Source organism: Oceanicola granulosus HTCC2516 (assembly GCF_000153305.1).
GTDB classification, from domain to species: domain Bacteria; phylum Pseudomonadota; class Alphaproteobacteria; order Rhodobacterales; family Rhodobacteraceae; genus Oceanicola; species Oceanicola granulosus.
In genome coordinates, this window is the sequence record NZ_CH724107.1 from 74871 (window position 1) to 89086 (window position 14216).

The following is a 14216-nucleotide window of genomic DNA, read 5'->3' on the forward strand; positions in this document are numbered from 1 at the left end:
CCACAAGCAAAACGGCGACGGCGGAAAAGCGCGGGGTGGCGCTCGCGAGAGCGGAACCACCCCGCTTCGAGAAAGGGACGTGGATCGCGCGGAGCGACAGGCCCCGTGCGACGGCTTCAGCCTGCCAAAGCCCGACGCGCCCGCCTAGCCCGTGTGACAGGGTGCAACGGACATGGGCTGAAATCTGCCGGCTGGCGCGGTGAAGCGGCAAATCCCCGCGCAGGGGGGCGGGCGGCAGCAACGTCAGGTGGCGGAGCGGGCAGCCGGGCTGAAGCCCGGCCTACGCGGAGCTTCGGGCCGTAGGCCGGGCTTCAGCCCGGCTGCCCGCTCCGCCACCTGACGTTGCTGCCGCCCGCCCCCCTGCGCGGGGATTTGCCGCTTCACCGCGCCAGCCGGCAGATTTCAGCCCATGTCCGTTGCACCCTGTCACACGGGCTAGGCGGGCGCGTCGGGCTTTGGCAGGCTGAAGCCGTCGCACGGGGCCTGTCGCTCCGCGCGATCCACGTCCCTTTCTCGAAGCGGGGTGGTTCCGCTCTCGCGAGCGCCACCCCGCGCTTTTCCGCCGTCGCCGTTTTGCTTGTGGAAGAGGGTGATAGCTGCATGATAAGCAGCTGTGTAACCGAATCCACTGTACGGAGAACTACCATGAGCAAGCTGAAACTGTCCGCGCTCGGTCTCATCGCCGCCGTCGGCCTCACCGCCTGCGAGAACAGCGGCTACCCGACCACCGACGCCGACCGTGCCGCCATCGGCGCCGCCGCCGCCGGCGGTGCCGCGCTGCTGACCGGTGCCGACAACCGCGACGTGGCCGGTGCCGCGCTCGTGGGCGGCGCTGCCGGCGCCCTCTGCGACGATGCGGGCGTCTGCCGCCGCTAATCGGGGCACCCGTTAGCGAAGACATCAGAGCCGCCGGGAGCCTTCGTGCTTCCGGCGGCTTTTTCACGACAGGGGAGACGCGCGGCCGCCAGAGCCGCCGCACCACAGGGGGGACGATGTTCGACAAGCTGCTGATCGCCAACCGGGGCGAGATCGCGTGCCGGGTCATCAAGACCGCGCGCCGGATGGGCATCGAGACGGTGGCGGTTCATTCCGATGCCGACCGGGGCGCGCTCCACGTGCGCATGGCCGACGAGGCCATCGCCATCGGCCCCGCGCCGGCCAACCAGTCCTACATCGCCATCGACCGCGTCATGCAGGCGGTCCGCGACAGCGGCGCGCAGGCGGTGCATCCGGGCTACGGCTTCCTTAGCGAGAATCCGCGCTTTCCCCAGGCGCTCGCCGAGGCCGGGGTCGCCTTCGTCGGCCCGCCGGTGCGCGCCATCGAGGCGATGGGCGACAAGATCACCTCCAAGAAGCTCGCCGCCGAGGCCGGGGTCAGCACGGTGCCCGGCTACATGGGCCTGATCGCCGACGCCGAGGAGGCGGTGAAGATCGCCCGCGAGGTCGGCTACCCGGTGATGATCAAGGCCAGCGCCGGCGGCGGCGGCAAGGGGATGCGCATCGCCTGGTCCGACGCCGAGGCGCGCGAGGGCTTCCAGTCGTCCAAGAACGAGGCGGCGGCGAGCTTCGGCGACGACCGCATCTTCATCGAGAAGTTCGTCACCCAGCCGCGCCACATCGAGATCCAGGTCCTCGCCGACGGGCACGGCAATTGCGTCTACCTGCACGAGCGCGAATGCTCGATCCAGCGCCGTAACCAGAAGGTCATCGAGGAGGCGCCGAGCCCGTTCCTCGACCCCGGGACCCGCGCCGCGATGGGCGCCCAGGCGGTCGCGCTGGCGCAGGCGGTGGGCTACCAGAGCGCCGGCACGGTCGAGTTCATCGTCGACGGCGACAAGAACTTCTACTTCCTCGAGATGAACACCCGGCTCCAGGTCGAGCACCCGGTGACCGAGCTGATCACCGGCATCGACCTCGTCGAGCAGATGATCCGCGTCGCCGCCGGCGAGCGGCTGCCCTTCGGCCAGGACGATATCCGCATGGACGGCTGGGCCATCGAGAGCCGGCTCTACGCAGAGGACCCCTACCGCAACTTCCTGCCCTCGATCGGCCGGCTCACCCGCTACCGGCCGCCCGCCGAGGAGGCGACGCCGACCCGCGCGGTCAGGAACGACACCGGCGTCTTCGAGGGCGGCGAGATCTCGATGTACTACGACCCGATGATCGCCAAGCTCTGCACCTGGGCGCCGAGCCGCGAGGACGCCGTCGAGGAGATGCGCCAGGCGCTCGACGGGTTCGAGATCGAGGGGATCGGGCACAACCTGCCGTTCCTGTCGGCGGTGATGGACCACCCCAAGTTCGTCGCCGGCCGGATGACCACCGCCTTCATCGCCGAGGAATGGCCCGAGGGCTTCGCCGGGGTCGACCTGCCCGAGAGCGAGCTGCGCCGGGTCGCGGCGGCGGCGGCGGCGATGCACCGGGTCAGCGAGATTCGCCGCACCCGCGTCTCGGGGCGGATGGGCAACCACGAGCGCCATGTGGGCGCCGAGTGGGTGGTGACGCTGCAGGGGCGCGACTTCCCCGTCACCATCGCCGCCGATCCCGCTGGCGCCACGGTGCGCTTCGAGGGCGGCCGGGCGCTGCGCGTCGAGAGCGACTGGCGCCCCGGCGGCGCGCTGGCGCGGCTCATGGTCGACGGCCGGCCGCTGGTGCTCAAGGTCGGCAAGGTCTCCGGCGGCTTCCGGATGCGCACGCGGGGGGCCGATCTCAAGGTCCACGTGCGCACTCCCCGGCAGGCCGAGCTCGCAGCGCTGATGCTCGAGAAGACCCCGCCCGACACCTCGCGCCTGCTGCTCTGCCCGATGCCCGGGCTGGTGGTGAAGGTTGACGTGGAAGCCGGCGACGAGGTGCAGGAGGGCCAGCCGCTCTGCACCGTGGAGGCGATGAAGATGGAGAACATCCTGCGCGCCGAGCGTGCCGGCACCGTCGCCCGGATCAATGCCGGCCCCGGCGACAGCCTCGCCGTGGACGACGTCATCATGGAGTTCGAGTAGGGCTCAGTCGCCCTGGCGGCGGCGCTCCTCGACCTCCTGCTGGCGCAGCGGGGTCTTGTCGATCGAGCGGGTGATCTCGCGCACGTCCCAGGGCAGCGGCTTGCGCAGGTCGACCTCGCCGTCCTTGCCGAGCAGCGCCAGCATGAAGCCGCGCGGCCGCAGCCGCTGGCGCACCCCGCTCATGGCGGCCGGGTCGGTGTCGGCGACGATCAGCACGTCGCGCTCCACGAGATCCTCGGGCCGGTCGGCGAGCAGCTCCATCTGGCGCTGGAAGCTCGGGTCGAACGGGCTGTCGGCGAAGACGACGATGGGCCGGGCGCGCCAGATGAAGTCGTCGAGGTCGATCTCGGCGGCGTCGAAAACCGTGTCGGGCGCGGCGAGCCAGCGGTCGAGCGGGCTCATCTCCTCGGCCACGGCGTCGCTCGCCTGCAGGTCGGACGAGGCTGTCTGCTGCGCCCGGAGCGGGGCGGCGACGGGAGCGGCGAGGAGGGCGAGGCCAAGGATGGCGGGAAGCGAGGGTCTCATGTCTCAAGATATAGTTGCCGAAGCCGCGGGGTGCGAACAACTTTACGTTTAAGGCGCTGGTGACAAAGCTGCGCGATATCTGCCGCGGGCCCGGGTCGGGGGGCGTCATGGGGGCGGCCGTCCGGGCGGAGTGGGGGCGCGCGCTTGGACGTCATCTTGCATATCGGGGCCCATCGCACGGGCACCACCACCTTCCAGAACTTCCTCGACCTCAACCGGTCGCACCTGCACGCCGCCGGGCTCGAGGCCTGGACGCCGCGCCGCACGAGCAACGGGCTGCTCGATACGCTCGTCGGCCGTCCCGGCGAGGGGATCGGCGGGCGGATGGGGCGCGCGGTCGCCCGCCGCGCGCAGGGGCGGCTGGAGGTGGAAGTCGCCCGGGTGGAGAAGGCGGGGCGGCGGCAGCTGCTGATCTCCGAGGAAAACATGATCGGCGCGGTGCGCAACAACCTGCGCGAGGTCGCGCTCTACCCCGCGCTCGAGGCCCGGCTGGCGCGCATTTCGCCGATCTTCGCGGAGCGGGTGTGCCGGATCGGCTTGTCGATCCGCTCGTATGACGGATACTGGTCGTCGGCGCTCGCCTTCGCGGTGGCGCGCGGGCACCGGGTGCCGGAGGTCGACGTGCTCGACCGCCTCGTCACCCAGCCCCGCCGCTGGCGCGATGTCGTGCGCGAGGTCGCCCGGGTGTTCCCGGAGGCCGACCTGCTGGTCTGGCCGTTCGAATCCGCCGTCGGTCGCCCCGACTGGCAGACCGAGCGGCTGACCCGCTCGCTGACCTGCTCGCCCCGCCTGCCGGGCGCGCGGGACTGGCGCCATCGCTCGCTGTTCGCGCGCGACCTGGCGCAGATCGCGCGGGCGCGCGGCGAGGGGCTGCCCGAGGGCGGCGGCGGCGAGGAAGGGCGCTGGATGCCGTTCGACGCCGACCAGCGCCGCACGTTGCAGGCGCTCTACGAGTCCGACCTCACCTGGCTGAGGGCGGGCGCGGACGGGCTGGCGCGGCTCGAGGACGGAACAACCGTCCCGGCCAACCGAGACGACCGGTGCGCCAGCGACCGGCCGATGACAGGAGGAGGTGACGGTGACCGGAGACGACACGCGACGGGATGAATGGCGCAGGCTGGCCGAGGCCGAGCTCCGCGGCCGCGACCCGGACGAGCTGACGTGGCACACGCTCGAGGGCATCGACGTCCGCCCGCTCTATACCGAGGCCGACACCGCCGAGCTGCCCCACATGGGCACAGTCCCCGGCGCGCCCCCCTTCACCCGCGGCGTGCGCGCGACGATGTACGCCAACCGGCCGTGGACGATCCGGCAGTACGCGGGCTTCTCCACCGCCGAGGAGAGCAACGCCTTCTACCGCCGCGCGCTCGAGGGTGGGCAGCAGGGGGTGTCCGTCGCGTTCGACCTCGCCACCCACCGCGGCTACGACAGCGACCATCCCCGCGTCGAGGGCGATGTGGGCAAGGCGGGCGTGGCGATCGACAGCGTCGAGGACATGAAGATCCTGTTCGACGGCATCCCGCTCGACAAGATCAGCGTGTCGATGACGATGAACGGCGCGGTGATCCCGATCCTCGCCAGCTTCATCGTCGCCGGCGAGGAGCAGGGCCACGACCGCGCCGCCCTCTCGGGGACCATCCAGAACGACATCCTCAAGGAGTTCATGGTCCGCAACACCTACGTCTACCCGCCCGGGCCGAGCATGCGGATCGTGGCGGATATCATAGAATTTACAGCCGACTACATGCCGAAGTTCAACTCGGTCTCGATCTCGGGCTACCACATGCAGGAGGCCGGGGCGAACCTCGTGCAGGAGCTCGCCTTCACCCTGGCCGACGGGCGCGAATACGTCCGCGCCGCCATCGCGCGCGGCATGGACGTGGACCGCTTCGCGCCCCGGCTCAGCTTCTTCTTCGCCATCGGGATGAACTTCTTCATGGAGGCCGCCAAGCTGCGCGCCGCCCGCCTGCTCTGGCACCGGATCATGGAGGAGTTCGCGCCGAAGAACCCGAAGAGCTCCATGCTGCGCACCCACTGCCAGACGTCGGGCGTCTCGCTGCAGGAGCAGGACCCTTACAACAACGTCGTGCGCACCGCCTACGAGGCGCTCTCGGCCGTGCTCGGCGGGACCCAGTCGCTGCACACCAACGCGCTCGACGAGGCCATCGCCCTGCCGACCGACTTCTCCGCACGAATTGCGCGCAACACGCAGCTGATATTGCAGGAAGAAACCGGCATCACCCACGTCGCCGACCCGCTCGCCGGCAGCTACTATGTCGAGAGCCTGACGCACGAGCTCGCCGAGAAGGCCTGGGCGCTGATCGAGGAGGTCGAGGCGCTGGGCGGGATGACCGAGGCCGTCGCCTCGGGCATGCCCAAGATGCGCATCGAGGAGACGGCGGCGCGGCGGCAGGCGCTGATCGACCGGGGCGAGGACGTGATCGTCGGGGTCAACAAGTACCGCAAGGCCAAGGAAGACCCGATCGACATCCTCGAGATCGACAACGCCCGCGTGCGCGCTGGCCAGATCGAGCGGCTCGAGCGGGTCCGCGCCGGCCGCGACCAGTCCGCCTGCGATGCCGCGCTCGCCGAGCTGACCCGCCGCGCCGGCGAGGGCGGCAACCTGCTCGAGGCGGCGGTCGAGGCCGCGCGTGCCCGCGCCACGGTGGGCGAGATCAGCGCGGCGATGGAGCAGGTCTTCGGACGGCACAGGGCGGAGGTGAAGACATTGGCAGGCGTCTACGGCTCGGCCTACGAGGGCGACGAGGGCTTCGCCGCGATCCAGCGCGCGGTGGAGGCGTTCGCCGAGGAGGAGGGGCGGCGGCCCCGGATGCTCGTCGTCAAGTTGGGCCAGGACGGCCACGACCGCGGCGCGAAGGTCATCGCCACCGCCTTCGCCGATATCGGCTTCGACGTCGACGTCGGCCCGCTCTTCCAGACCCCGGAGGAAGCCGCGCAGGACGCGCTCGACAACGACGTCCACGTCGTCGGCATCTCCTCGCAGGCCGCCGGCCACAAGACCCTCGCGCCCAAGCTCGTGGCGGCGCTGCGGGCGCAGGGGGCGGACGACATCCTCGTCGTCTGCGGCGGCGTCATCCCGAGCCAGGACTACGCCTTCCTCGAGCAGGCCGGGGTGAAGGCGATCTTCGGCCCCGGCACCAACATCCCCGCCGCCGCGCAGGATATCCTGCGCCTGATCCGCGAGGCGCGCACCCCGTAGGCCGGGCTTCAGCCCGGCACTCGCCGGCCCGCCCGCATTCTCGGCTCGACACCCGCCGCCTCTGGAGTAGGGTGCCGCCAAGACACCAATCTGGAGGACGATCGTGGCTCAAGTCAGCATGAGTGTGAACGGACAGCCCGCCGAGGGCGAGGTCGAGGGCCGGACGCTGCTCGTCGATTTCCTGCGCAACTCGCTCGAACTCACCGGCACCCATGTCGGGTGCGACACGTCGCAATGCGGGGCCTGCGTGGTGCACGTGAACGGGGCGGCGGTGAAGGCCTGCACCATGTTCGCGCTCGAGGCGGAGGGCGCCGAGGTGACCACCATCGAGGGCATCGCCGCGCCCGACGGCACGCTCTCGGCGGTGCAGCAGGCGTTCCAGGAGCATCACGGCCTGCAATGCGGCTTCTGCACGCCGGGCATGGTGATGTCGGCGACCGCGCTGCTGAAGGACAACCCGCGCCCCACCGAGGCCGAGATCCGCGAGTACCTGCAGGGCAACATCTGCCGCTGCACGGGCTACCACAACATCGTCAAGGCCGTCATGGCCGCGTCCGGCCAGGACGTCGGCGCCATCGCGGCCGAGTAGGCGCGGCGGGCCCACCCCCGGCGGCGCCGCGTAGGAGACAGACATGTACGCATTCGAGATCGAGAAACCGACCACCCTCGCCGACGCGCTGGCGGCGCTGAAGGAGGAGGACGCGCAGGCGCTTGCCGGCGGGCAGACGCTGATCCCGTCGCTCAAGGCGCGGCTGGCGATGCCCTCCAAGCTCGTCAGCCTGGCCGGCATCGAGGAGATCAAGGGCATCTGCACCGCCGACGACGGCCGGCTCTGCATCGGCGGCGGCACCACCCACGGCGCGATCGCCCGCGAGGCGGCCGATCGCTTCCCCGGCCTCGCCGGGCTGGCGGCGAAGATCGGCGATCCCGCCGTGCGCAACCGCGGCACCATCGGCGGCAGCCTCGCCAACAACGACCCCTCCGCCTGCTACCCCTCGGCGGCGCTGGCCTGCGGTGCGACCATCGTCACCGACCGCCGCGAGATCGCGGCGGGGGAGTTCTTCCTCGGCCTGTTCGAGACGGCGCTCGAGGAGGGGGAGCTGATCACCGAGGTGCGCTTCGAGGTGCCCGAGGCGTCGAACTACCAGAAGTTCGAGCAGCCCGCGTCGCGCTTCCCGCTCGTCGGCGTCTTCGTCGCCAGGTACGCGGACCGGGGCGGCGTCGGCGTGACGGGGGCGTCGGAGGGGGGCGTGTTCCGCTGGAACGAGGCCGAGGAGGCGCTGGCGTCGAACTGGTCGGCGGATGCGCTCGAGGGCCTCTCGGTGCCCGCCGACGGCATGATCGAGGACCTGCACGGCACGCCGGAGTACCGCGCGCACCTCGTCAAGGTGATGACGCAACGGGCCGTCGCCGCCGCCGGCTGATCGCGGCGCACAGGGCCGGGCGGATTGCCGCCCGGTCATCCGCCGCCGGTGGAACGCGGCGGCGGAGGCGGCGTTTCCATGGCAAACTGGCGCCCGCCCTGCGGGTGCGTTTCCATGAGGAAAACCACATGAGCCGCTATCGTTCCACGACCGCCATGGTCCTCTCCCTCGCGCTCGCCACGGGCCCGGTCCCGGCCTTCGCGCAGGACGAGGCCGAGACGTCCGACCTGCCGCTGTGCGACGGCATGACCTTCCCCTGCGTCGACCTCGAAGGCGAGGTGATCGAGACCCTTCCCGAGTTCGAGGCCGCCACCGACGCGGCCGCCGGGGCCGACAGCGAGATGGCTGTCGAGGCCGAAGACGGCGAGTTTCCCGCCGAGGGCGAAGCCGAGATGTCCGCCGAGGGCGAGGCCGAGGCCGAGCCTTCCGCCGACGCCGTCACCGAGGAGGTGGACGACGCACCTGCGCCGGAGACGGACGGAGAGGCCGACGTGACCGTCGAGGCCGAGGACGCGCCTGCACCGGAGGCGACCGAGAATGTCGAGGTCACCGGGGAAGCCGGGGCCGAGGGTGAGGCCGAGGTGATGGAGCAGGTGGACGACGCGCCCGCCCCGGAGACGGATGGTGAATCCGAGATGGCCGAAGCGCCCGAAGCCGGGGCGGAGGTGACGGAGGAGGCCGGCGAGGCCTCTCCGGAAACCGACGCGGTGCCCGAGGCTGAGGCCGCGACCGAGACTGAGGCCGCGACCGAAGCCGAAGTCGAGGCCGAGGAAGGCCCGATCGGCGAGGCGACCGATGCCGACAGCGACACGCCGCCCGAGGGCGACGCGGAAGCCGACATCGGCGCCGACACCACCGCCGAGAGCGAGACCCCGCCCGAGCCCGAGGCAGACGCTGCCGCCGAGACCGGTGAAGGGCCGAGCGCCGAAGACCTGGCAGAAGAGCTGTCCGTCGACGACGCCGCGGCGCCCGAGACCGACGGGGAGAGCGAAGCAGAGGCCGAGGTGACCGCGCCGGAAACGGAGGCCGAGGCCGAGACCGGAGCCGAGGTGACCGACACTGGGGCTGAAGCCGAGACCGACAGCTCCACCGAAGCCACCGGCGAAGCGCCGGCCGAGACCTCCGAGGAGGAGGCCGCCGAAGCCAGCGCACCGATCGAGGCGCTCGCGGCGTCCGAGAGCGCGGAATCCGGCGAGGAGGTCGTCACCGAGGAAGTCACCGAGGAGACCGTCCGTTCGTCCGACGAGGACTTCGAGACCACCGCCTCGGGTGACGGCGACGACGAGGGCCTGAGCAACTTCGAGCGTTTCCTGCTGCTCGGCCTCGGCGCCGTGGCCGTGGGCTCGGTGCTCGACGATGGCGGCGAGGTCGTCTCCAACACCGGCGACCGTGTGGTGATCGAGCGCGACGGCCGGCTCTACGTGCTCAAGGACGACGACGTCCTGCTGCGCCAGCCGGGCGCCGAGGTGCAGACCGTCAGCTTCGCCGACGGCTCGACCCGCACCATCGTCACCCGTGACGACGGCAGCCAGGTCGTCACCATCCGCGCCGCCGACGGCACCGTGGTGCGCCGCGAGCGGATCATGCCCGACGGCACCCGCGTGATCCTGTTCGACGACACCACCGACGTCGCCCCCGTCGACGTGACGGCGCTGCCCGACGCCCCGCAGCCGCGGGATGTGTCGCTGTCGGACGAGGAGGCGCTCCTCGCCGCGCTTGCCGCCAGCAACGCCAGCTACGATCGGACCTTCTCGCTGCGCCAGATCCGCCAGATCAAGGAAGTGCGCGCGCTGGCGCCGGAGATCGCGCTCGAGGAGATCAACTTCGAGACCGCCTCCGCCGCGATCCGTCCCGAGGAGGCCGAGGAGCTGGCAGCGCTCGGCCAGGCGATCACCGCGATCATCCGTGAGAACCCGCGCGCGGTGTTCCTGATCGAGGGCCACACCGACGCCGTCGGCAACGCGAGCTACAACCTCGCGCTCTCCGACCGGCGCGCGGAATCGGTGGCGCTGGCGCTGACGGAGTACTTCGGCGTGCCGCCGGAGAACCTCGTGACGCAGGGCTACGGCGAGAGCCAGCTGCTCGTGCCGACCGCCGAGGCCGAACGTGCCAACCGCCGCGCCGCGGTGCGCAACATCACCGGCCTGCTCGGCTGACGCGAGCGCAGAGACCTGATGAAGAAGCCGGCCCCCGTGGCCGGCTTCTTTCGTTCGTGCGCCGAGGTGGCGCTCCGCGTCAGAGGCGCGCGTAGTGGAGCAGGTTCCAGCCGCTGAAGGCAGCGGCGACGGCGTCCCAGTGCGCCCCCGCCGGCCCGGCGCGCAGGGCTTCGACGGTGCGGTGGCCGTCGATGGCCGCGAGCAGCGGGGCGGCGTCCTCGGGGAGCACGATCTCGGCCGGGTGGTGGCCGTTGGCGCGGAAGGCGAGGCGGCCCGTCGCCGCGATCTGGCGGGCGATGCGCTCGGGCGGGCCGGCGAGGTGGGGCACCTGATCGGGCGCGCCCTCGGCGACCTGTCGCGGATCGTCGGCGGGGACGGCGTAGCCGATATGGACCTTCATCGTCCCGTCGAGCTTCTCGGCAATCTCCATCCGGGTCAGCGCGTCCAGCCCCTCGGGCACCTCGACGAAGCGCGCCGGATCGTAGAGCCGCTCGGGCAGCAGCGTCACCGCCCGCAGCCCCGCCGCCGCGAGGGCCGCGTGGAGGTCGCGCACCGGGAACGCGCGGTCCTGGCTGTGCAGCAGCAGGTCGTAGAAGCCCGCGTCGCTCGCCTCGTAATCGGCGAGGTGCGGGTTGCGGCGGAAGGGGTGCCCCTCCGGCAGCCGCGCCAGCGCCGTGCGCGCCGCCGCCAGCCGGTCGGCCTCGGAGAGCCCGGCGAACAGCGCGCCGAAGGCCTCCTGCAGCGGGTAGACGCCGGTGCGGCCGTAGGGCGCGTAGACCATGAAGCCGATCCCGCCCCCCGGGGCGAGGGCGGCGCGCAGGGCCGCGAAGCCGGCGACCGGGTCGGGCAGGTGGTGCAGCACGCCGCAGCAATCGATGTAGTCGAAGGGCCCGAGCTCTCCGGCGTCGAGCAGCGAGCCCGTCACGAAGCGCACGCCGCCGAGGTCGCGCGCCGCGAGCCGGGCCTCGGCGATGGCGCGCGCCCGCTCGGAGAGGTCGATGTAGGTGATCTCGCAGGGCCGCCCCGCCCAGGCGAGCTTCTGCGCCAGCTGCACCAGCCCGTCGCCCGTGCCGCCCCCCGCCACCAGCGCGCGCAGCGGCACCGACCAGTCGCGCCGCCCGCCGAACAGCACGTGGTCGATCTCGCGCGGGTCCGAGGGCGAGCCGACGATCAGCCGCCTGGCCTCGTCGGCCGGGTCGCGGGCAGGGTAGGGGTAGGCCTCGTACTGCGCGCGGACCCGGTCGGCCATGGGATCAGGGCCCGATGAAGGTGACGTCATTCATCCGCTCGATGGCGTAGACGTCTTCCTCGTAGGCCGCGGTCAGCGCGTCCACCAGCTCGTCCGTCCAGCCCGGCAGGTCGACCTCCTCCTCGACTTCCTCGTCGATGGCGAACTTGTCGAGAAAGGCCGCGATGACACGGCGCTTCTGCACCTCGGTCTGGGGCGGGTGGCTCTTGAGGTAGACGAGCAGGCGGCGCATCCCCTCGGGGCTCATGATCGCGTTGAGCAGATCGAACCCGCCCGAGATCTTGGTCATCGGATCGACGCCGGAGAGCTCGCGGATCAGCTGCGCCCAGATCAGCGGAGTGTCCTCGTTGCACCAGATCGTCAGCCCGGCGTCGGGCGCGGCGGCGCGGATGCGGGTGACGAGGTCGGACCAGCGCACCGACAGCGGATCTACGCCGCGCAGGTACGTCTCGAGCGACGGGCTCTTGGATTCGGCAAAGGCGGCGGGGATGAAGGTCGCCGGGTTGCGCAGCGCGAGGTGGAACTCGACGCGGTCCTCGGGGAACAGCCGCCGGAAGGAGGCGACCTTGAAGTCGGCCAGCCCGTAGAAGGTGCCGCCCTCGAAGATGCGGTTGGCGATGCAGATGAAGTCGGGGTTGCTCAGCACCAGCCGCTCGGCCGACTCGTCGTCGAGGATCGCGTCGAGCAGGATGTCGCGGGTGTCGGGCTCGGGCTCGCGGCCGTCGAGATTCTGGATCGTCTCGCGCAGCAGGCGGCGGTACTTGCCCCCCGGCGGCACCCTGATCCCCTGCGCGGCGAAGGTCTCGTCGTTCTTGGCGAGCGAGCGCGTAAGCCGTTCTCCGTCGGTGCAATTCGCGCCGATATGATAGACGATCTGCATGTGCGGCCGGGCCCTCGATTGGCGGCGAACTTATGCGGGGAAATCTGGACACGCAAACCGCTTTCCGCTAGGCGCGTGCCCCATGTCCGAGGGAATTCGTCAGCCTCTCGCGGCCGCCCGGCGCCGCCCCGACGGCTGGTCCCTCGGGGCCGCCGTCATCGCGGCCGTCGTGCTGCTGCCGATCGTCGCCGTGGTGTGGTTTGCGCTGCACCCCGAGGAGAACATCTGGCCGCACCTCGTGGCCACGACCCTGCCGCGCTACCTCGGCAACACCGCGCTGCTGATGCTGGCGACGGGCGCGCTGACGGCGGCGATGGGCACGGGGGCGGCCTGGCTCGTGGTGATGTACCGCTTTCCGGGGCGGCGCTGGCTGCAATGGGCGCTGCTCGCGCCCCTGGCCGTGCCGGCCTATGTCGGCGCCTACGCGCTCGCCGACTTCCTCGAATATGCCGGCCCGGTCCAGACCGCCCTGCGCGAGCTGATGGGCTGGCAGAGCGCGCGCGACTACTGGTTCCCCGAGATCCGCTCGCGCGGGGCGGCGATCCTCGTCTTCTCCGCCGCGCTCTATCCCTACGTGTACATCCTCGCCCGCGCCGCCTTGCGCGAACAGTCGGGGGCCGGCTTCGAGGTGGCGCGCGCGCTGGGGGCGGGGCCGCTGTCGCGCTTCTTCCGCGTCGGGCTGCCGCTGATGCGCCCGGCGGCGGCGGCGGGCGTGGCGATCGTGATGATGGAGACGGTGAACGACTTCGGCACCGTCGACTACTTCGCCGTCCAGACCCTCACCACCGGCATCTTCTCGGTGTGGCTGCAATCGGGCAACCTCGGCGGCGCGGCCCAGATCGCGACGCTGTCGCTGTCGCTGATCGTGCTGCTGGTGCTCGTGGAGAAGATCAGCCGGCGCAAGAGCCGCACTTTCCAGACCGCCCGCCAGATCCGCCCGGTGATCGCCGAGCCGCTGCCGCCGCGCCTTGCCTGGGCGGCGACGCTGGCCTGCCTGATCCCGGTGGCCTGGGGCTTTCTGCTGCCGGTCGCGGTCATCACCAGCCACGCGCTCGACGCCGCCGAATGGGCCGCGCCGGGGCTGGTGCGGGCGCTGTGGCACACCGTCGTCACCGGCGGGATAGCGGCGGTGCTCTGCGTCGGGGGCGGGCTGTTCATGGTCTACGGCGTGCGCCTGTCGGGCCGCCGACTGCCGATCCTGCTGATGCCGGTCACCGCCATCGGCTACGCCGCCCCCGGCGCGGTGCTGGCGCTCGGCATCCTGATCCCGCTCGCCCGGCTCGACAACGCGCTCGCCGACGCCTGGGTGGCGCTGACGGGCTTCGATCCGGGCCTGCTGCTCACCGGCAGCGCCGCGGCGCTGATCCTCGCCTACGTGGTGCGCTTCTTCGCGATCGGGCAGGGCGCCGCCGACGCCGCGCTGGGCCGCATCTCGCCGAGCCTGCCCATGGCCGCCCGCTCGCTCGGGCGCAGCGCGGGCGGCACGCTGCGCGCGGTCCACCTGCCGCTGGTGCGCGCCTCCGTCGGCTCGGCGCTGCTTCTGGTCTTCGTCGATTGCGTCAAGGAACTCCCGGCGACGCTCCTGCTGCGCCCCTTCAACTACGACACCCTCGCCACCCGCGTGCACGAGAAGGCCTCTCTCGAGAACATCGCCGAAGCCGCTCCCGCCGCGCTGATGATCACCGCCCTCGGCCTCGTCGCCGTCGCCCTCCTCGCCCGCGCCAACCGCTGAGGCTTGCACCGCGGCCCCGGCGCGCGTAAATCGGCGC

Annotated in this window: 11 protein-coding genes; 8 read left to right on the forward strand and 3 right to left on the reverse strand. The window is 71.7% G+C overall.

Annotated features, from left to right (window positions below; genetic code table 11):
- Positions 1-645 precede the first annotated feature (645 nt).
- Positions 646-876 (forward strand): hypothetical protein, encoded by a 231-nt coding sequence (locus tag OG2516_RS00400; protein ID WP_007253601.1) that lies wholly within the window; start codon positions 646-648, stop codon positions 874-876.
- 116 nt (positions 877-992) lie between these two features.
- Positions 993-2993: an acetyl-CoA carboxylase biotin carboxylase subunit gene (locus OG2516_RS00405; RefSeq protein ID WP_007253602.1), complete on the forward strand. Its 2001-nt coding sequence runs from the start codon at positions 993-995 to the stop codon at positions 2991-2993.
- A 3-nt stretch (positions 2994-2996) separates the two neighbouring features.
- Here OG2516_RS00405 and OG2516_RS00410 read toward each other — a convergent pair whose 3' ends face one another.
- A complete protein-coding gene (locus OG2516_RS00410; protein ID WP_007253603.1) occupies positions 2997-3518 on the reverse strand; it encodes a DUF4174 domain-containing protein in 522 nt (173 codons plus the stop codon).
- 144 nt (positions 3519-3662) lie between these two features.
- Between OG2516_RS00410 and OG2516_RS00415 the strand changes: the two genes are divergently transcribed.
- From OG2516_RS00415 to OG2516_RS00435, 5 genes are all read left to right on the forward strand, one after another.
- On the forward strand, positions 3663-4625 hold the full coding sequence (locus OG2516_RS00415; protein ID WP_007253604.1) for a hypothetical protein: 963 nt from the start codon (positions 3663-3665) through the stop codon (positions 4623-4625).
- Entirely contained in the window at positions 4597-6738 is a 2142-nt protein-coding gene (gene scpA / locus OG2516_RS00420; RefSeq protein WP_007253605.1) for a methylmalonyl-CoA mutase, read from the forward strand. Before OG2516_RS00415 ends, scpA begins: the two co-directional genes overlap by 29 nt.
- Before the next feature lie 103 nt (positions 6739-6841).
- Positions 6842-7327 carry a (2Fe-2S)-binding protein gene (locus OG2516_RS00425; RefSeq protein WP_040614856.1) on the forward strand — a complete coding sequence of 162 codons (486 nt, stop codon included), beginning with the start codon at positions 6842-6844 and terminating at the stop codon, positions 7325-7327.
- 43 nt (positions 7328-7370) lie between these two features.
- The gene (locus OG2516_RS00430) at positions 7371-8162 is read left to right on the forward strand and encodes an FAD binding domain-containing protein (RefSeq protein WP_007253607.1); all 792 of its coding nucleotides are present in this window, start codon (positions 7371-7373) and stop codon (positions 8160-8162) included.
- A 128-nt stretch (positions 8163-8290) separates the two neighbouring features.
- On the forward strand, positions 8291-10318 hold the full coding sequence (locus OG2516_RS00435) for an OmpA family protein (protein WP_007253608.1): 2028 nt from the start codon (positions 8291-8293) through the stop codon (positions 10316-10318).
- A 79-nt stretch (positions 10319-10397) separates the two neighbouring features.
- Here the strand turns inward: OG2516_RS00435 and OG2516_RS00440 are convergent, their stop codons facing one another.
- Positions 10398-11567: a class I SAM-dependent methyltransferase gene (locus tag OG2516_RS00440; protein WP_007253609.1), complete on the reverse strand. Its 1170-nt coding sequence runs from the start codon at positions 11565-11567 to the stop codon at positions 10398-10400.
- Between the two features lie 4 nt (positions 11568-11571).
- The gene (locus tag OG2516_RS00445) at positions 11572-12447 is read right to left on the reverse strand and encodes a hypothetical protein (RefSeq protein ID WP_007253610.1); all 876 of its coding nucleotides are present in this window, start codon (positions 12445-12447) and stop codon (positions 11572-11574) included.
- Positions 12448-12529: 82 nt separating this feature from the next.
- On the opposite strand from OG2516_RS00445, the gene OG2516_RS00450 reads away from it, so the two are divergent.
- Positions 12530-14179 (forward strand): ABC transporter permease, encoded by a 1650-nt coding sequence (locus tag OG2516_RS00450; RefSeq protein ID WP_007253611.1) that lies wholly within the window; start codon positions 12530-12532, stop codon positions 14177-14179.
- The last annotated feature ends 37 nt before the right edge of the window (positions 14180-14216 follow it).